This window comes from Microlunatus aurantiacus (assembly GCF_039536605.1).
Classification (GTDB): Bacteria; Actinomycetota; Actinomycetes; order Propionibacteriales; family Propionibacteriaceae; genus Microlunatus; species Microlunatus aurantiacus.
Map to the genome: position 1 here is coordinate 221379 of NZ_BAAAYX010000020.1, position 18788 is coordinate 240166.

The window sequence follows — 18788 nt, forward strand, 5'->3', positions numbered from 1 at the left end:
ACTACAGGCTCAGATCGGCGCTGTGCAGCAGATCCAGCGCCTCGGGCTCACCGACCAGCTGGACGTCGGCGGCACCGGTGCGGCCGCTGGCGAACAGCATCAGCTCGCTGGGCCGGCCGACCACGGTGACGATGGTGGCCCCGGACACCGCCCGGATGGCGTCCGGCTCGTACTGGTCGGCGGTGCCCGCCCGCTCCAGCACGACGCCGACCTGGGAGCGGCGGAAGAAGGCGCGGCCGAGCAGCTTGAGCCGCCGCCACATCCAGTCCTCGATCTCGACGTCCAGCTCGCGCGGTGCCTCGGGCAGCTCGCCCGCGCGCCGCACGTCCTCGTGGTGCACGAAGTACTCGGTGGTGTTGGCGGGCTCGTCGACACCGGGCAGGGCGAACACCGAGAACCGGCCCGGACCGTTGCGGATCCGGTCGACCAGCTCGGCGAACTCCCAGCGCTGCTTCACCTCGGCCATCCGCCGGTCCAGCAACCCGGACAGCGGCTTGGCCACCATCCCGGACACCCCGATCGGATCGGTCTCGCGGATCCACAGGTGCGCGGCCAGGTCGTGGGTCAGCCAGCCCTCGCACAGGGTCGGGGCGTCGGGGCCGCGGTCATCGAAGAGGTCGCACAGAGCGGCACGCTCCGACTTGGCAAAGGTCACGAGGAGCCATGCTAGACGTCTCCGCGCCTGACGACCCGATCGCCGCGAGGGTGAGCGGTGCCCGGTTCACGCGAGGACCCGGCTGAGGGTGCCGAAGTGGCGGCCGGCGCGGATCATCTTGGGCAGCTCCTCGACGAGACCCTCAGCGGTCCTGCCGTGTGGCTGGTTGACGTGTCCCAGCGTGATGTCGGTCCGCCGCGCCCTCTTCAGGTTGGCCACGACCTGCTTCTTGCTCGCCGTCGCCCCGGCGTCGGCGTTGATGCTGAACGAGATGACCCGCAACCCGAGTCGCCCGGCGATGGCGAGGCCGACGTCGTCGGCCCACGCCGTGCCGGGTCGGTACCACCGGGGCGCCCTTCCGGTCAGCTCGGCGACGGCGTGCAGCCCGCGGACGATCTCGTCGTAGGCCTCACCCGGACCGGAGGTGCCCTTGATGCCGTACGCGGTCTGACCGGCGACGGTGAGCGGACGGTGCCGCCACCCGTGGTTGCCGAGCTCGAAGAGGGGATCGTCGGCGAGGTCGGCGGCGATCTGGGGGTGAGCCTCGATCCACCGCGCGTTGAGGAAGAGCGTGGCCGGGACGTTCCTCTTCCGCAGGGTGGAGATGACCAGCTTGTCGTAACCGCTGCCGCGGGCACCTCCACAGGCGTCGAAGGTCAGAGCCACGAGCTCCCTGCCGCGACGCACGACGCCGGGGAGGAACATGCCGAACTGACGGGGTCTGCGTCCGGCGAACTCGGCGACGATCTCGGCGCGGGTGGGGAGCCGCTCGGTGGAGCGCACCACGACCGGACCGGCCTCGGCGGTGGGAACCGCCAGTCCCGCGAGGACCAGGCCGGCCGCCGACGTCAGGAGACGCCGCCGCGACCAGGCGCCGGGGGGCGGGAGCGGATCGGTGGTCATCGCGGCTCGCCTCCGTCGTGGACTCGACCCCGGGTGCTGCGGGTCGCCAGGGAGATCGTAGGCGCAGGGAGTTCGTAGCCGCAGGGGTTCCGTAGGCGCTGGGAGTTCCATAGGCGGAGGTTGTCGGCGCGGTCCCGATCGGGAACGGCCGCGGCCCCGATCGGGAACAATGGCCCCGTGACCGATCTCCACCGCCCGCCCTCCGCCCTCGACCCCGGGGTGGCCGCCCTGCTCAAGCGCGACAGCGCCGGCCTGGTGGCCGCCGTGGTCCAGCAGTGGGACACCCACGAGGTGCTGATGGTCGGCTGGATGGACGACGAGGCGCTGCACCGCACGCTCACCACCGGCCGGGCCACCTACTTCTCCCGCAGCCGCGACGAGTACTGGGTGAAGGGGCAGACCAGCGGGCACCGGCAGTGGGTCAAGGAGGTCCGGCTGGACTGCGACGGCGACACCCTGCTGGTCGCCGTCGACCAGGAGGGCGCTGCCTGCCACACGGGCGACCGCACCTGCTTCGACGCCCGGGTCCTGCCCGGCGTGGTCGGAGCACCCCGATGAGCCCCGCCTCCTCGAGCACCCACCCGACCGGGGCGATCGAGCCGTCGCTGGCGGACTTCCGGCTGCTGGCCCCCGACCGCCGGGTCATCTCGGTGCACCGGCGGTTGCTGCTGGACACCGAGACGGCGACCGGTCTCTACCGCAAGCTGGCCGGCAGCCGGCCGGGCACCTTCCTGCTGGAGTCGGCCGAGCAGGGCGTGTGGTCGCGCTACTCCTTCATCGGCGTCAACGCCGTCGCCACCCTGACCGAGGTCGACGGGGCAGCCACCTGGACCGGCCGGGTCCCGACCGGCATGCCGAGCGGGGGCGACCCGCTCGAGGCGGTGGCCGAGACGTTGCGGCGCCTGCACACCCCCCGCGATCCCGACCTGCCGCCGTTCACCTCGGGCCTGGTCGGCTACCTGGGCTACGACATCGTCCGCCGGATCGAGAAGCTGCCCGACAGCAACCCCGACGACCTGGGCATCCCCGAGCTGGTCCAGATGGTGGTCGGCGACCTCGTCGTCCTGGACCACCACGACCAGCAGGTCTGGTTGATCGCCAACGCCGTCAACTTCGACGGCAGCGACGACCGGGTCGACGAGGCGTACGCCGACGCGGTGTCCCGGGTCGAGGCGCTGACCGAGGCCCTCGCCCGACCCACGCCGTCGGCGCCCGTCATGGTCAGCCCGGCGGGGGCCCCGGCCGTACGCCGGCAGCGCACCCCCGAGGAGTTCCAGGCCGCGGTGGCGGCCGCGGTGGAGGAGATCAAGGCCGGCGAGGCCTTCCAGATCGTGGTCAGCCAGCGGTTCGAGGTGGACACCACCGCCGACGCCCTGGACGTCTACCGGATGCTCCGGCTGACCAACCCGAGCCCGTACATGTACCTGCTGCGACTCGACGGCTTCGACATCGTCGGCTCCTCGCCCGAGGCGCTCGTGACGGTGTCCGGCGACGTCGTGCTCACCCACCCGATCGCCGGTTCCAAGCCCCGCGGCGCCACGCCCGCCGAGGACGCGGCGCTGGAGGCGGAGCTGAGAGCCGACCCCAAGGAGCGGGCCGAGCACGTGATGCTGGTCGATCTCGGCCGCAACGACCTGGGCCGGGTCTGCCGGCCGGGAACGGTCGAGGTGGTCGAGTTCATGGAGGTCCGCCGCTACAGCCACATCATGCACCTGGAGTCGACGGTCACCGGTCGGCTCGCCCACGGCCGTAAGGCGCTCGATGCCGTCCTCGCCGCGTTCCCGGCGGGCACGCTGTCCGGGGCTCCGAAGGTGCGGGCGATGGAGATCATCGACGGGCTGGAGGTGTCCCGGCGCGGTCTGTACGGCGGGGTCGTCGGCTACCTGGACCTGGCCGGTGACGCCGACGCGGCGATCGCCATCCGGACCGCCCTGCTGCGCGACGGGGTCGCCTACGTGCAGGCCGGGGGAGGGATCGTCGCCGACTCCCACCCGCCCACCGAGGACCAGGAGTCCCAGAACAAGGCGGCCGCCGTCGTCCGGGCCATCTCGGTCGCCCAGGCCTTCCGGCCCGTCCCGTGACCCGTCTCGACCGGCTGACCGGGCGCGGCCCCACGCTGGCGGCCCTGCTGGCCGGAGCCGGGCTCGGGTTCGTCGCCGCCGCCCAACCGTGGTGGCGGGCGAGCGGTGCCGGGGCGGACGTGAGCTTCAGCGGGTCCGACGCCACCGGTGGTCTGAGCCAGGCCCTGGCCGCGGTGACCCTGGCCGGGGTCCTGCTCGTCCTGGTGCTGCGGCGTCGGGGCCGCTCGATCCTGGCCGTCGGGCTGGCCCTCACGGGACTCGGGATGATCGCCACCGGTGTCCTGCAGACCGCCCCGGACGCCGAGGCCGTCCGCAACCGGGTGCGCCAGGTCAGCCTGACCGACCAGTTCGCTCTCTCCACCAGCGTCTGGCCCTGGATCTTCGCCGTCGCCGGGGTCGTCGTGGTCGGCGGGGCGGTGCTGCTGTGGACCGGGGCGGGCCGCTGGGCCGAGCGCAGCGACCGTTTCGCCCGGACGGCCGAGCCGTCCACCGGTCCCGCCGACCTCAACGAGGACCCGAACCGCGCCTGGAAGGATCTGGACGCCGGTCGGGACCCGACCGGCGAGCCCGATGCGCACGACCCCGATGTGCACGACGGGACCGAAGGCGTCACAATGGGACGGATCCACGATCCCCGGCAAGAGTGAGGACCCGATGGCCGACACAGCGCCGAAGTTCTACGAAGTCGACGACTACGAGCCCGCGCCCGGCGACAAGCACGTCCACCACGGTCGCACGGTGGCCGCGTGGGTCGGCAGCCTGATCGCGCTGATCGGCTTCATCGTGGGTGCCCTGGGGCTCGTCTTCGGGTCCTGGCTGGTCTTCTGGATCGGTGGCGCGCTGTTGATCGTCGCCCTGATCGCCACCGTGATCCTGCAGAAGATGGGAATGGGCGCCGTCTAGGCGCGAACGCTGTGGGTGCACTCGACGACATCATCGCTGGGGTCCGGGAGGACCTCGCCCTCCGCCAGGCCACGACGAGCCTCGAGCGGCTGAAGGAGCGGGTCCAGACCGTCGACGAGGCCCTCGACCCGATGCCGCTGTTCCGGGGACCCGGGGTCTCCGTGATCGCCGAGGTGAAGCGCTCCAGCCCGAGCAAGGGTGCGCTCGCCACCATCAGCGATCCCGCGGCCCTCGCCGCCCAGTACGAGGCGGGCGGCGCCGCCGCGATCTCCGTGCTCACCGAGCAGCGCCGGTTCGGCGGCACCCTGGACGATCTCGTCCGGGTGCGCCTCGCCGTGTCGGTGCCGGTGCTGCGCAAGGACTTCATCGTCACCTCCTACCAGCTGTTCGAGGCCCGGGCCGCCGGTGCCGACCTCGCCCTGCTGATCGTGGCCGCCCTGACCGACGACGAGCTCACCTCGCTGATCGAGCGGGCCCGCTCCATCGGTCTGACCCCGCTGGTCGAGGCGCACACCGCCGACGAGGTGAAGCGCGCGGTCGACGCCGGCGCCAAGGTCATCGGCATCAACGCCCGCAGCCTGCAGACCCTCGAGGTCGACCCGCAGACCTTCGCCCGGCTCGCACCGCTGATCCCCGACGGCATCGTCCGGATCGCCGAGTCCGGGGTCCGCGGTCCGCACGACGTCATCGACCTGGCCCGCAACGGGGCCGACGTGGTCCTGGTCGGGGAGGCCCTGGTCACCGGGCGCGACCCGCGCGCCGGGGTGGCCGACCTGGTGGCCGCGGGCGCGCACCCTGCCCTGCACAAGTCCTGAGGGCCCTGGACAAGTCCTGAGGGACGGGGTCGGCTCAAGACGACAGGTCCGGGACTCGCCACGATCGCGTACGTTTGCCTGTGCGGCGCACACGCACGGCGGCGTACGGCAACGATAGGAAACTGACTCGTGGTCACCCAGATCCTTCCCGACGCGACCGGTCACTTCGACCAGTTCGGCGGCAAGTTCGTCCCGGAGGCGCTCTACGCCGCCCTGCAGCAGCTGGAGGAGGAGTTCCACGCCGCGCAGGCCGACCCGGCCTTCGTCGCGGAGCTGAACGCGCTGCTCGCCGACTACACGGGTCGGCCGAGCCCGGTCACCGAGGTGCCCCGGTTCGCCGCCCACGCCATCGGGGACTCCGGGGTGGCGCCGACCATCGTGCTGAAGCGCGAGGACCTGAACCACACCGGCTCGCACAAGATCAACAACGTCCTGGGCCAGGCCCTGCTGGCCCGGCGGATGGGCAAGACCCGGGTGATCGCGGAGACCGGGGCCGGGCAGCACGGCGTGGCCACGGCCACCGCCGCCGCCCTGTTCGGGATGGAGTGCACCGTCTACATGGGGCGGGTGGACACCGAGCGGCAGGCGCTCAACGTGGCCCGGATGCGACTCCTCGGCGCCGACGTGATCTCGGTCGAGTCCGGTTCGCAGACGCTCAAGGACGCGATGAACGACGCGATGCGGGACTGGGTCTCCAGCGTCGAGCACACCCACTACCTGATCGGCACCGTGGCCGGGCCGCACCCGTTCCCGCTGCTCGTCCGGGAGTTCCAGCGGATCATCAGCACCGAGGCCCGGGCCCAGCTGCTGGACCGCTACGGCCGGCTGCCCGACGCCGTCGCCGCCTGCGTCGGCGGTGGCTCGAACGCCCTCGGCATCTTCGCCGACTTCATCCCCGACACCGACGTCGCCCTGTACGGCTTCGAAGCCGGCGGCGACGGGGTGGACACCGGCAAGCACGCCGCGACGATCTCCGCCGGCGCCATCGGGGTGCTGCACGGCATGCGGACCTACGTGCTGCAGGACGCCGACGGCCAGACCCAGGAGTCGCACTCCATCTCCGCCGGGCTCGACTACCCGGGGGTCGGACCCGAGCACTCGTGGCTGGCGCACACCGGTCGCGGTCACTACGAGCCGATCACCGACGCCGAGGCGATGGAGGCGCTGGCCCTGCTGACCCGGAGCGAGGGCATCCTGCCGGCCATCGAGTCCGCCCACGCCCTGGCCGGTGCGCTGAAGCTCGGTCGTCGGCTGCCCCTGCGGGCCGACGGCACCCCGCCGCTGATCCTGGTCAACCTGTCCGGGCGGGGGGACAAGGACGTCGACACAGCGATCACCTGGTTCGACATCGACACCTCCGGCACGCCGAGCACGGCGGGTCAGACGTCGTGAGTCCCGACGTGCTGAGCACCGCCGCCGGTGCGGTCACCGCCACGACCTTCGACCCGGGGCGCTCGGGTCGCCTGTTCGCCGACGTCAAGGCGTCCGGCCGCGGGGCGCTGGTGGGTTTCCTGCACGTCGGCTACCCCGACGTGCCCACCTCGCTGCGGGCCGTGCAGGCGCTCTGCGGGGTGGACGGCGACGAGCGCCGACCCGGTGTCGACCTGGTCGAGGTCGGGATGCCGTACAGCGACCCGATGATGGACGGGGTCACGATCCAGCGGGCCGGGACCCGGGCCCTGTCCCGTGGGGTCCGGACCCGGGACACCTTCGCCGCGGTCGAGGCGGTCGCGGCGACCGGCACCCAGGCCGTGGTGATGACGTACTGGAGCCTGATCGAGAAGTACGGTCCCGACGCCTTCGCCCGCGACCTCGCGGCCGCCGGGGGCTCGGGCGCGATCACCCCCGACCTGACGCCGGACGAGGCGGGGGCCTGGATCGCCGCCTCCGACGCCCACGACCTGGACCGGATCTTCCTGCTGTCGCCCTCGTCGACCGACCAGCGCATCGCCAGCACCCTGGCCGCCTGCCGTGGCTGGGTCTACGCGACCGCCGTGATGGGCGTGACCGGTGCCCGTTCGCAGTCGTCGTCGGCCGCGCCCGCCCTGGTCGAGCGCATCCGGCGGAGTGACCCCGGGGCGCTGGTCGGCGTCGGTCTCGGGGTCTCCACCGGGGCCCAGGCCCGTGAGGTGGTCGGCTACGCCGACGCGGCGATCGTGGGTTCGGCCCTGGTCGCCACCCTGCTGGCGGCCGAGGACGCCGGCACCCCGGACGACCTGAGCGGGCTGCGGGCCGTGGTCGACGACCTCGTCGCCGGGGTCCATGGCGACCACGTCGCCGGCGTGCAGCACGGTGGCACCGACGACGATGATCGCGCCTAGGGCCCAGACCCGCCGGTTCGACGACTGGGCCCCGTGGCTCTCCACTCTGGCGAGACTGATCCTCGGTGGGGTGCTGCTCGTGGCCGGAGCGCTCAAGGTGATCGACCCTCAGTCCTCGGTCGCGGCCGTCAGCGCGTACGAGCTGGTGCCGGGCTGGCTGGAGCGCCCGATCGGCTGGGGTCTGCCGTTCCTCGAGCTCGGGCTCGGGCTGCTGCTGGTCGCGGGCCTGCTCACCCGGCAGGCCGCCGCGGTGGCGGGGATGCTGGTCGTGATCTTCCTGGTGGCCGTCGTGTCCGCGGCGGCCCGCGGGCTGAGTCTGGACTGCGGCTGCTTCGGCGGCGGTGGCCAGGTCGCACCGGGACAGACCGCGTACGCGGGTGAGATCGTCCGTGACCTCGGGCTGCTCGGTCTGTCCGTCTGGCTGGTGTGGCGCCCGCGGAGCCGCTTCGCCCTCGACCACCCGGAGCTGACCCGAGCCGGCGAGCTCGAGCGGGAGGACCAGCGATGAGCCGGTCGCAGCGGGACCGGCCGGGTGCTCGGCAGGCCGCGCAGCGTGGGCAGGCCGCGCAGCGTGAGCAGGCTGCTCGGCAGGCCGCGCAGCGTGGACAGGCTGCTTCGCAGGCTGCGCAGCGCCGACGTGAGCGGCGGCTGCTGATGGTCGTCGTCGCCGCGGTCGTCCTGGCCCTGGTCGGCGCCGGGATCGGCTTCCAGGCCTGGCGGACCCATCGCGCACCGAGCGCCGGAACCGTCACGCCCGGACCGTCGGTCCCGGTGACGATCACCGACGGGCAGCCGATCTCCTGGGGTACGGGTCGGGCGCCGGTCACCGTCGACCTGTACGAGGACTTCCACTGCCCGCACTGCGTGGACTTCGAAGCCGACTACGGCGCGTTGCTGGCCGCCGCGCAGGCCGCCGGGACCATCCGGCTGCGGATCTTCCCGATGTCGTTCATCGACGCCGGTTCCGCCGCCGCCGCCAACGGCTTCGCCTGCGCCGCCGAAGCGGGCTTCGCCGGACCCTTCTACACCGGGCTGTTCGCCAACGACACCCTGGACTGGAGCGACTCCCAGCTCGACCAGCTGGCGGAGCGGGCGGCGGGCACCGTGCCGGCCGACTTCTCGTCCTGCGTGACCGACCGCCGGCACGCCGCGTGGGCCGACTCGATCGACGCCGCCGCGGCCGCCGCCGGCGTCACCGGTACGCCGACGATGCACCTGGACGGCCGGCCCGTCGACATCACGACCCTGACCCCCGACAGCCTCACCACGAAGATCCAGGAGGCGGCGAGCTCGTGAGCGCCCTCAACCCCATCCCCCTCGTCATCCCCGTTCCCGCGTTCATCCCCAGCCCCGCCAGCGGGGTGTGGGAGGTGTTCGGCTTCCCGTTGCGGGCGTACGCGCTCTGCATCATCGCCGGCATCATCGTCGGCATGATCATCGCCGGCCGACGCTGGCGGGCCCGCGGCGGCAGCCAGGACAGCCTCGAGCTGGTCGTCGCGGTGGCGATCCCGTGCGGCATCGTGGGCGCCCGGCTCTACCACGTGATCACCGACTACCAGCTCTACTTCGGGCCGGGACGCGACCCCATCGACGCGCTGAAGATCTGGAACGGCGGGCTCGGCATCTGGGGTGCTGTCGCCCTCGGTGCCGCGGGGGGCTACCTGGTCGCCCGCCGCAAGCAGATCCGGTTCCCGGCCCTGCTGGACGCCGTCGCCCCCGGGCTGGCCGTGGCCCAGGCGATCGGACGGCTGGGCAACTGGTTCAACCAGGAGCTCTTCGGGCGACCGACCACGCTGCCCTGGGGGCTGGAGATCGACGAGCGACACCGTCCCGACGGGTACGCCCAGTTCGCCACCTTCCACCCCACCTTCCTCTACGAGCTGGTCTGGAACCTCGGCGTGGCCGGCGTGCTGATCTGGGCCGACCGGAAGTGGAAGCTCGGTCACGGCAAGGTGTTCGCGCTCTACGTGGTGCTCTACACGGCGGGCCGGTTCTGGATCGAGGCGCTGCGGATCGACAGCGTGAACGAGATCGGCGGCTTCCGGCTGAACAACTACACCTCGCTGATCGTCTTCGTGGTCGCCCTGGTCTGGTTGGTCTGGCTGATCCGGAACCGCCCGGGTCGGGAGCTGGTGGTCGAGGGCCCCGGGGAGGTGCCGGCCGTCGCCGACGACAGCGCTGAGACCGAGGTCGTCGAGCGCGACGACGAGCCGAGTGAGACGAGTGAGCCGAAGGCCACCGAGACCGAGGTCGAGGCCCCCGGGCCGGTGGAGAAGACACCGTGAGCCGGTGGCCGTGACCGCCTGGCGGGACCGGACCGCGCTGGTGACCGGCGGCAACGGCGGCCTCGGGCTGGAGATGTGCCGGGGGCTCGGCCGCGCCGGCGCGCGGGTGCTGGTCAACGGCCGCGACCCGGAGCGCACCCAGGCAGCTGTCGACGTGCTGCGGGACGAGGGACTCGTCGCCGAGCCGGCCGCGTTCGACATCGAGCTGGCCACGGACGAGCTGCTGGCGGCGTACGGGCGGATCGACGTCCTGGTCAACAACGTCGGGCAGCGGGACCGCCGCGGGTCGCTGGAGCTGCCGGTGGACGACTTCCGGCGACTCGTCGAGATCGACCTGACCGCCGCCTACGCCCTGAGCCGGCTGGTGGCGGCCCGGATGATCACGGCCGGGATCCGCGACGGCGCCATCGTCAACGTGAGCTCGGTGGTCGGTGGCCTGCTCGGTCACCGCGGCGACGTGGCGTACGCCGCCGCCAAGGCCGGACTGGAGGGCCTCACCCGGGCGATGGCCGCCGACCTGGGGGAGCACGGCATCCGGGTCAACGCCGTGGCCCCCGGCAGCTTCCTCACAGCGGTCAACGCCCCGCTGTTCGCCACCGACGACTGGCAGCGCTGGGCGGCCGAGCGGACCCTGCTCGGCCGTTTCGGCGAGCCCGCCGAGATCGCCGGCGCCGTGACCTTCCTGGCCGGACCCGATGCCTCGTACGTCACCGGTCAGGTGCTGGTGGTCGACGGGGGACTGACGAGCCGCTTCTGAGTCAGGCTCCCCAGACGCCGAGCTCGTTCCCGGCTGGATCGAGGAAGTGGAACCGGCGCCCACCGGGGAACGCGTACGGCTCCTGGGCGATCCGACCTCCCGCGCCGACGACGGCGGCCGCCGTCGAGTCCAGATCGGCCGACCAGAGCAGCACCAGCGGTCCGCCGGGCGGGCGAGAGCCAGTCCCGCTGAGACCACCCTGCTCGCCGGGGCGGTCGGGTCGGCGGATGCCGGCGTAGCCCGGCCCGTAGTCGCTGAACTCCCAACCGAAGGCCGAGGCGTAGAACGCCTTGGCCGCAGCGACGTCGTCGACGCCGATCTCGATGTAGTCGATGGTGTGGTGGACAGGCTGGTCCGGGTCGTCGCTCATGCGCCGACCGTAGGACCGGGGACCGACAAAGCCCGACCGCGTGGTCGGCGGGGCGTGTCCGCCCGAAACCAGGACGTCGGAGCATCTCGTTCCTGGCGGTAGGCTGAGCGAGCGGAACACCACCCCCGTTCCGAGCGCCCACCAGCAACGACGCACGGAACGGGCGCACCAGCTCCTGTCACCACGGTCCCGACCCGGACCAGTGCGGGCGCGCCGATGCCACTAGACCGCCCCCCGGGGCAGCGGACGACGGACCTGGTCCGCGCTCTCCGCCTGCCACTGGCTTCGACGACGGGAGTCTTGAATGACTGTCGCTCCTGGCACCCGCCAGCTGTCCTCCACCGCCTTCTCCTCGGCCCGGCACGATGCCGCCGAGCACGGGCTCTACGACCCGGCGTTCGAGCACGACGCCTGTGGGGTGGCCTTCGTGGCGACCCTCAGCGGGGTGCCGAGCCACACCATCGTGGCCCAGGGGCTGGAGGCGCTGCGCAACCTGGACCACCGCGGCGCCACCGGCGCCGATCCGCGCACCGGTGACGGCGCCGGCATCCTGATCCAGATCCCGGACGCCTTCCTGCGGGCCGAGGCCGGCTTCGAGCTCCCCGCCGCGGGCAGCTACGCCGTGGGGATCGCGTTCCTGCCGCAGGCCGAGGACGCCGCCTCCACCGCCCGGCAGCGGATCGAGGCCATCGCCGCGGAGGAGTCGCTTGACGTGCTGGGGTGGCGCGTGGTGCCGAACGACGACAGCTCGCTGTCGGACCTGACCCGATCCAACAAGCCGCGGTTCGAGCAGCTGTTCGTGGCCGCGCCGGACCGCACCCTGAGCGGGATCGCGCTCGACCGGCTGACGTACGCGCTGCGCCGGCGCGCCCAGCACGAGGTCGGGGTCTACTTCGCCTCCCTGTCGGCCCGCACGCTGGTCTACAAGGGCATGCTCACCACCGAGCAGCTCGACCAGGTGTTCGGCGAGCTGCTGGACGAGCGGATGGCGAGTGCGTTGGCCGTCGTCCACTCCCGGTTCTCCACCAACACGTTCCCGGCCTGGGAGCTGGCGCACCCGTTCCGGATGATCGCCCACAACGGCGAGATCAACACCGCCATGGGCAACCGCAACTGGATGCGGGCCCGCGAGGCGCTGTTGGCCAGTGCGCAGCTGCCCGGCGACCTCGACCGGCTCTTCCCGATCTGCACCCCGGACGCCTCCGACTCCGCGTCCTTCGACGAGGTGGTCGAGCTGCTGCACCTCGGTGGCCGCTCGCTGCCGCACGCGATGCTGATGATGATCCCGGAGGCGTGGGAGAACAACGACCTGATGGACCGGAAGAGGAAGGACTTCTACGCCTTCCACTCGTGCCTGATGGAGCCGTGGGACGGTCCGGCCGGGGTCGTGTTCACCGACGGCACCCAGATCGGCGCCGTGCTGGACCGCAACGGTCTGCGGCCGGGCCGCTACTGGGTCACCGACGACGGCCTGGTCGTGCTGGCGTCGGAGGCCGGTGTGCTCGACATCCCCGCGGACAAGGTCGTCGAGAAGGGTCGGCTGCAGCCGGGCCGGATGTTCCTGGCCGACCTGGCCGAGCACCGGCTCATCTCCAACGACGAGATCAAGGACCAGCTGGCGTCCGAGGCGCCGTACGGGGAGTGGCTGTCCGCCGGTCGGATCCTGCTGACCGACCTGCCCGAGCGCGAGCACGTCGTGCACACCCACGCCTCGGTCACCCGACGCCAGCAGGTGTTCGGCTACACCGAGGAGGAGCTCCGGCTGATCCTGGCCCCGATGGCCACCGCTGCCGCGGAGCCGATCGGCTCGATGGGCACCGACACCCCGATCGCGGCCCTCAGTGCGAAACCGCGGCTGCTGTTCGACTACTTCTCCCAGCTGTTCGCCCAGGTGACCAACCCACCGCTGGACGCCATCCGCGAAGAGCTCGTCACCTCGCTCTACAACACCATCGGACCGGAGCAGAACCTGCTGGCCCCCGGCCCGGCCTCCTGTCGGCGCCTGGTGCTGCCGTTCCCCGTGCTGGACAACGACGCATTGGCCAAGATCGTCAAGATCAACCGGCTGGGGGACCTGCCCGGGTACGCCACGTACGTCGCCCGCGGCCTGTACGAGGTCAACGGCGGCGCCGAGGCCCTGGAGGCCAAGCTCGACCAGATCTGCGCGGAGGTCTCGGAGGCGATCGCCGGCGGCGCCCGGATCATCGTCCTGTCCGACCGCCACTCCAACGCGGAGCTGGCCCCGATCCCGTCGCTGCTGCTCACCGCCGCCGTGCACCACCACCTGGTCCGGCAGAAGAGCCGCACCCAGGTCGGTCTGGTGGTGGAGGCCGGCGACGTCCGCGAGGTGCACCACGTCGCGCTGCTGATCGGCTACGGCGCGGCGGGGGTCAACCCGTACCTGGCCATCGAGTCGGTCGAGGACCTGGCCCGCAACGGGGTCTACACCTCGGTCGAGCCGGAGGTCGCCGTCAAGAACGTCGTCAAGGCCCTCGGCAAGGGGGTGCTGAAGGTGATGTCGAAGATGGGCATCTCCACCGTGGCCTCCTACACCGGCGCGCAGATCTTCGAGGCGCTCGGACTCTCCAAGCCGCTGGTCGACCGCTACTTCACCGGCACCACCTCCAAGCTCGGCGGGATGGGGATGACCGAACTGGCGGAGGAGATCAAGCTCCGGCACCTGCGGGCGTACCCGGCCGACGGCATCCCGTTGGCCCACCGGCTGCTGCCGGTCGGCGGGGAGTACCAGTGGCGGCGCGAGGGCGAGCCGCACCTGTTCGACCCGGAGACGGTGTTCCGCCTCCAGCACTCGACCCGGTCGGGCCGCTACGACATCTTCAAGCAGTACACCTCGCACATCGACAGCCAGTCGGAGCGGTTGATGACCCTCCGCGGGTTGCTGAAGTTCGCCAGTCCCCGCGAACCGGTGCCGATCGAGGAGGTCGAGCCGGTCAGCGAGATCGTCAAGCGCTTCTCCACCGGTGCGATGTCGTACGGCTCGATCAGCCTGGAGGCCCACCAGACGCTGGCCATCGCCATGAACCGGCTGGGCGGCAAGTCCAACACCGGCGAGGGCGGCGAGGACGCCGACCGGCTCTACGACCCGGAGCGGCGCAGCGCGATCAAGCAGGTGGCCTCGGGCCGGTTCGGTGTCACCAGCGACTACCTGACCAACGCCGACGACATCCAGATCAAGATGGCCCAGGGCGCCAAGCCGGGTGAGGGCGGTCAGCTGCCCGGCCAGAAGGTCTACCCGTGGGTGGCCAGGACGCGGCACTCGACGCCCGGCGTCGGGCTCATCTCCCCGCCCCCGCACCACGACATCTACTCGATCGAGGATCTCAAGCAGCTGATCCACGACCTGAAGTGCGCCAACCCGTCCGCCCGGGTGCACGTCAAGCTGGTGGCCGAGGTCGGTGTCGGCACGGTCGCCGCCGGGGTCTCCAAGGCCAAGGCCGACGTCGTGCTGATCTCCGGTCACGACGGCGGTACCGGTGCGGCCCCGCTGACCTCGCTCAAGCACGCCGGGGGACCGTGGGAGCTCGGCCTGGCCGAGACGCAGCAGACCCTGCTGCTGAACGGCCTGCGGGACCGGATCGTGGTCCAGGTCGACGGTCAGCTCAAGACCGGGCGGGACGTCGTGATCGGTGCCCTGCTGGGCGCGGAGGAGTACGGCTTCGCCACCGCCCCGCTGGTGGTCAGCGGCTGCATCATGATGCGGGTCTGCCACCTGGACACCTGTCCCGTGGGTGTGGCCACCCAGAACCAGGAGCTGCGGGCCAAGTTCTCCGGCAAGCCGGAGTTCGTGGTGAACTTCTTCGAGTTCATCGCGGCGGAGGTGCGGGAGTACCTGGCCGAGCTCGGCTTCCGGTCGCTGGCCGAGGCCATCGGTCACGCCGAGGTGCTGGACAAGGTCGCGGCCGAGAAGCACTGGAAGGCCCACGGGCTCGACCTGGCGCCGGTGCTCTACACCCCCGAGCTGGCCGAGGGGGAGTCCCGTCTCAACACCAAGAAGCAGGACCACGGCCTCGAGGTCGCCCTGGACCAGGAGCTGATCGAGATCTGCCGCCCGGCCCTCACGTCCGGCGAGCCGGTCCGGGCCTCGTTGGCGGTGCGGAACGTGAACCGTACGGTCGGCACCATCCTCGGCCACGAGGTGACCAAGGCGACCCGGGGCTCGGGTCTGCCGGACGGCACGATCGACATCACCCTGATCGGCTCGGCGGGTCAGAGCTTCGGCGCGTTCCTGCCGGCGGGGATCACCCTGCGGCTGGAGGGGGACAGCAACGACTACCTGGCCAAGGGTCTGTCCGGCGGCCGGATCATCGTCCGACCCGACCGGGCGGCCGCCTTCGCCGCCGAGGACAACATCATCGCCGGCAACGTGATCGGCTACGGCGCGACCTCCGGCGAGATCTTCCTGCGCGGCCAGGTGGGCGAGCGCTTCTGCGTCCGCAACTCCGGGGCGACAGCGGTGGTGGAGGGCCTGGGTGACCACGGCTGCGAGTACATGACCGGGGGCGTGGCGCTGGTGCTGGGACCGACCGGTCGCAACATCGCCGCCGGCATGTCCGGCGGCGTGGCGTACTTCCTCGATCTGGACCGGGGCCGGTTGAACACCGACCTGGTCGACGCCCACACCCCGACCGAGGCCGATCTGGAGACGATCCGCCACCTCGTCACCCGCCACGCCGAGGAGACCGAGTCCACGGTGGCCCGACGGCTGCTGGCCGACTGGGAGACCTCCGCGGGTCGGTTCACCAAGGTGCTGCCGAGGGACTACGCCCGGGTGCTGGAGGCGAAGGCACTGGCCGAGTCCGAGGGCCTGGACGAGGCGACCACCACGACGCGAATGATGGAGGCCGCACATGGCTGACCCCAAGGGCTTCATGACGACCCCCCGACGGGTCGCCGACCGCCGGCCCGTGCAGGAGCGGGTGCACGACTGGAAAGAGGTGTACCCCGGCACACCGGGGCGGGCCCTGCTGCCGATCATCTCCGAGCAGGCGGGACGCTGCATGGACTGCGGCATCCCGTTCTGCCACACCGGCTGCCCGCTCGGGAACCTGATCCCCGAGTGGAACGACCTGGTCTGGCGCAGTGACTGGGACGAGGCGCTGGAGCGGCTGCACGCGACCAACAACTTCCCGGAGTTCACCGGGCGGCTGTGTCCGGCACCGTGCGAGACGGCCTGCGTGGTCGGCATCAACCGGGACGCGGTGACCATCAAGAACGTCGAGGTCGCCATCATCGACAAGGCGTGGGACGAGCGGCGGGTCAAGCCCCAGCCGCCGGAGTGGCACACGGGCAAGACGGTGGCCGTCGTCGGCTCCGGTCCCGCCGGGCTGGCCGCTGCGCAGCAGCTCACCCGGGCCGGGCACACCGTGGCCGTCTTCGAGCGGGCCGAGGAGCCGGGCGGTCTGATGCGGTACGGCATCCCCGAGTTCAAGATGGAGAAGGCGGTCCTGGACCGTCGGATCCGGCAGATGAAGGACGAGGGCACCAACTTCCGGTGCGGGGTCGAGGTGGGGAAGTCGGTCACCGGTCCGCAGCTCAAGCAGCGCTACGACGCCGTCGTGCTGGCCACCGGCTCCACCATCCCCCGCGATCTGCCGGTCCCGGGCCGCGAGCTGGGCGGCATCCTGCAGGCGATGGAGTTCCTGCCCCAGGCCAACCGGGTAGCCCGGGGTGTGCCGGTGGAGAACCAGGTGACCGCCGAGGGCAAGAACGTGGTGATCATCGGCGGCGGCGACACCGGGGCCGACTGCCTCGGCACGTCCATCCGACAGGGTGCGAAGTCGGTGACCCAGCTGGAGATCATGCCGACCCCGCCCCAGGAGCGGCCCGACCACCAGCCCTGGCCGACCTACCCGATGACCTACCGCGTCTCGTCGGCGCACGAGGAGGCGGGTGAGCGGGTCTACTCGGTGTCGACTCGCGAGTTCGTCGGGGACGAGAGCGGCCACGTGACCAAGCTGCTGCTGTCGGAGGTCCGGTTCGAGGACGGCAAGCTGGTCGCCGTGGAGGGCACCGAGCAGGAGCTGCAGGCGGAGCTGGTGCTGCTGGCCATGGGCTTCGTGGGGCCGGAGCGGGACACCGTGGTCAGCCAGCTCGGGGTCGACCTCGACCAGCGCGGCAACATCGTCCGGGACGACGACTACGCCAGCACCGTCGACGGCGTCTTCGTCTGCGGCGACGCCGGGCGGGGCCAGTCGTTGATCGTCTGGGCCATCGCCGAGGGGCGGGCGTGCGCGGCCGGGGTGGACGAGTACCTGTCGGGGAGCACCAAGCTGCCCCGGCCGATCCCGCCCACCGCCCGGCCGATGATGGTCTGAGGGGTGCTAGGCCTGCGTTCCCGAGTCGGGTAGGTCGTGGTCGGACTCGTCGGCGGTGCCGGCGAGCTCGGCTCCGTCGACGGTGCCGTCGGGATCGTCCTCGATGGTCAGGCTGCCGTACTCCTCGGTCGAGAGCACCTCGCCCTCCGCGTCATCGGGGGCGTGGTCGGGCGTGGGTGCGGACATGCGTCCTCCTGGGTCGGTTGAGTGTTCCTCGCCCGCCGCCGAGGATGCTGCTGACCTGCACGGTAGTACCCCGGCCCACGACCCCTCATCCGGGCCCTCTGACTCTCACGTTGACCCTGAGACCGATGTGACGGAAGTGGCGAATATGCACTCCTGGGGCTGACGTGAAGGTTGAGGTCTGCGTACGCTGAGCGCGCCCGTCGTCCCACCGGCCCTGGAGCGCCCCATGTCGTCGTCGACATCCTCACTCTCGACCTTCGCTGGACCCTCACGTCGACGGCGGCGCCGCGTGCGTCTCGCCACCATCGGCGGAGCGCTGGTGCTGGCGGGTGGGCTCCTCGGTCCGACCCTGGCGACGGCGAGTCCGTTGTCGGATCCCCAGGAGCCGAACACGACGGCCGCGAAGGCAGGTGTAGAGCGGGGCAACGCCACCATGGGGTGGCGGGACGGCGTGCAGCGTACGGGCGTGCCCCGCGCGGCCGGCGACACCAGGGTCACGGCGGCGTCGAAGGTGACCAGGGCCGGCAAGCTGGTGCCGATGACCGGGGTGGTCGGGATCGACGTCTCCAGCTACCAGGGCGTCGTCGACTGGGTCAGCTTCACCAAGGTGAAGCGCAGCTTCGCGTACGTGAAGGCGACCGAGGGGACCAGCTACCGCAACCCCTTCTACGCCTCCCAGTACGGCGGCGCCAAGACCGCCGGCATGTTCGCCGGCGCCTACCACTTCGCCAACCCGAGCGGCAAGAGCGGCAAGAAGCAGGCCACCTACTTCGTGCAGAACGGTGGCGCCTGGCGCAACGACGGCAAGACCCTGCCCGGGGTCCTCGACATCGAGTACAACCCGTACGGCGGCACCATGTGCTACGGCCTGTCGAAGAAGAAGATGGTCGCCTGGATCACCGACTTCCTGGTGACCTACAAGAAGCTGACCACCCGGGACGCCGTGATCTACACGACGGCCGACTGGTGGTCCACCTGCACCGGCAACACCACGAAGTTCCGCTCCACCAACCCGCTGTGGGCGGCTCGCTGGACGCCGAAGACGGGGGCCGGAAAGCTACCCGGTGGCTGGTCGTACTACACCTTCTGGCAGTACTCGGCGACGGTGATCGACCAGAACCGGTTCTCCAACACCGCGGCGCGGCTGAAGGTGCTGGCCACGAACGGGAAGTAGGCC

18 protein-coding genes are annotated in these 18788 nt (G+C 71.6%); 14 read left to right on the plus strand and 4 right to left on the minus strand.

Features of this window, described 5'->3' with window-relative positions:
* Position 1: 1 nt before the first annotated feature.
* The gene (locus ABD714_RS19400) at positions 2-655 is read right to left on the minus strand and encodes a TIGR03085 family metal-binding protein (RefSeq protein ID WP_344814096.1); all 654 of its coding nucleotides are present in this window, start codon (positions 653-655) and stop codon (positions 2-4) included.
* A gap of 66 nt (positions 656-721) precedes the next feature.
* Complete coding sequence (locus tag ABD714_RS19405; RefSeq protein ID WP_344814097.1) at positions 722-1558, minus strand: polysaccharide deacetylase family protein; 837 nt, start codon at positions 1556-1558, stop codon at positions 722-724.
* Positions 1559-1735: 177 nt separating this feature from the next.
* On the opposite strand from ABD714_RS19405, the gene hisI reads away from it, so the two are divergent.
* From hisI to ABD714_RS19460, 11 genes are all read left to right on the plus strand, one after another.
* On the plus strand, positions 1736-2116 hold the full coding sequence (gene hisI, locus ABD714_RS19410; protein WP_344814098.1) for a phosphoribosyl-AMP cyclohydrolase: 381 nt from the start codon (positions 1736-1738) through the stop codon (positions 2114-2116).
* Entirely contained in the window at positions 2113-3639 is a 1527-nt protein-coding gene (locus ABD714_RS19415) for an anthranilate synthase component I (protein ID WP_344814099.1), read from the plus strand. The genes hisI and ABD714_RS19415 overlap by 4 nt, the downstream gene beginning before the upstream one ends.
* Positions 3636-4286: a Trp biosynthesis-associated membrane protein gene (locus tag ABD714_RS19420; protein ID WP_344814100.1), complete on the plus strand. Its 651-nt coding sequence runs from the start codon at positions 3636-3638 to the stop codon at positions 4284-4286. Before ABD714_RS19415 ends, ABD714_RS19420 begins: the two co-directional genes overlap by 4 nt.
* A 7-nt stretch (positions 4287-4293) precedes the next feature.
* Positions 4294-4542 (plus strand): HGxxPAAW family protein, encoded by a 249-nt coding sequence (locus tag ABD714_RS19425; protein ID WP_344814101.1) that lies wholly within the window; start codon positions 4294-4296, stop codon positions 4540-4542.
* A gap of 11 nt (positions 4543-4553) precedes the next feature.
* A complete protein-coding gene (gene trpC / locus ABD714_RS19430; RefSeq protein WP_344814102.1) occupies positions 4554-5357 on the plus strand; it encodes an indole-3-glycerol phosphate synthase TrpC in 804 nt (267 codons plus the stop codon).
* 129 nt (positions 5358-5486) lie between these two features.
* Positions 5487-6749, plus strand: a complete 1263-nt coding sequence (gene trpB / locus ABD714_RS19435; protein WP_344814103.1) for a tryptophan synthase subunit beta — start codon at positions 5487-5489, stop codon at positions 6747-6749.
* 11 nt (positions 6750-6760) lie between these two features.
* A complete protein-coding gene (gene trpA / locus ABD714_RS19440; protein WP_425562424.1) occupies positions 6761-7678 on the plus strand; it encodes a tryptophan synthase subunit alpha in 918 nt (305 codons plus the stop codon).
* Entirely contained in the window at positions 7665-8186 is a 522-nt protein-coding gene (locus ABD714_RS19445) for a MauE/DoxX family redox-associated membrane protein (protein ID WP_344814104.1), read from the plus strand. The genes trpA and ABD714_RS19445 overlap by 14 nt, the downstream gene beginning before the upstream one ends.
* Entirely contained in the window at positions 8183-8974 is a 792-nt protein-coding gene (locus ABD714_RS19450; RefSeq protein ID WP_344814105.1) for a DsbA family protein, read from the plus strand. Before ABD714_RS19445 ends, ABD714_RS19450 begins: the two co-directional genes overlap by 4 nt.
* Complete coding sequence (lgt, locus tag ABD714_RS19455; protein ID WP_344814106.1) at positions 8971-9963, plus strand: prolipoprotein diacylglyceryl transferase; 993 nt, start codon at positions 8971-8973, stop codon at positions 9961-9963. Before ABD714_RS19450 ends, lgt begins: the two co-directional genes overlap by 4 nt.
* A 4-nt stretch (positions 9964-9967) precedes the next feature.
* On the plus strand, positions 9968-10720 hold the full coding sequence (locus ABD714_RS19460) for an SDR family oxidoreductase (RefSeq protein ID WP_344814107.1): 753 nt from the start codon (positions 9968-9970) through the stop codon (positions 10718-10720).
* Between the two features lies 1 nt (position 10721).
* Here ABD714_RS19460 and ABD714_RS19465 read toward each other — a convergent pair whose 3' ends face one another.
* The gene (locus tag ABD714_RS19465; protein ID WP_344814108.1) at positions 10722-11090 is read right to left on the minus strand and encodes a VOC family protein; all 369 of its coding nucleotides are present in this window, start codon (positions 11088-11090) and stop codon (positions 10722-10724) included.
* 304 nt (positions 11091-11394) lie between these two features.
* Here ABD714_RS19465 and gltB point away from each other — a divergent pair, with 304 nt between their 5' ends.
* Positions 11395-15966 carry a glutamate synthase large subunit gene (gltB, locus tag ABD714_RS19470; protein WP_344814109.1) on the plus strand — a complete coding sequence of 1524 codons (4572 nt, stop codon included), beginning with the start codon at positions 11395-11397 and terminating at the stop codon, positions 15964-15966.
* Positions 15959-17425, plus strand: coding sequence for a glutamate synthase subunit beta (locus ABD714_RS19475; RefSeq protein WP_344814110.1), 1467 nt, complete (start codon positions 15959-15961; stop codon positions 17423-17425). Before gltB ends, ABD714_RS19475 begins: the two co-directional genes overlap by 8 nt.
* Positions 17426-17431: 6 nt before the next feature.
* On the opposite strand, the gene ABD714_RS19480 is transcribed toward ABD714_RS19475, so the two are convergent.
* Positions 17432-17611: a hypothetical protein gene (locus tag ABD714_RS19480; protein ID WP_344814111.1), complete on the minus strand. Its 180-nt coding sequence runs from the start codon at positions 17609-17611 to the stop codon at positions 17432-17434.
* A gap of 289 nt (positions 17612-17900) precedes the next feature.
* Between ABD714_RS19480 and ABD714_RS19485 the strand changes: the two genes are divergently transcribed.
* Positions 17901-18785 carry a GH25 family lysozyme gene (locus tag ABD714_RS19485; RefSeq protein WP_344814112.1) on the plus strand — a complete coding sequence of 295 codons (885 nt, stop codon included), beginning with the start codon at positions 17901-17903 and terminating at the stop codon, positions 18783-18785.
* Positions 18786-18788 lie beyond the last annotated feature (3 nt).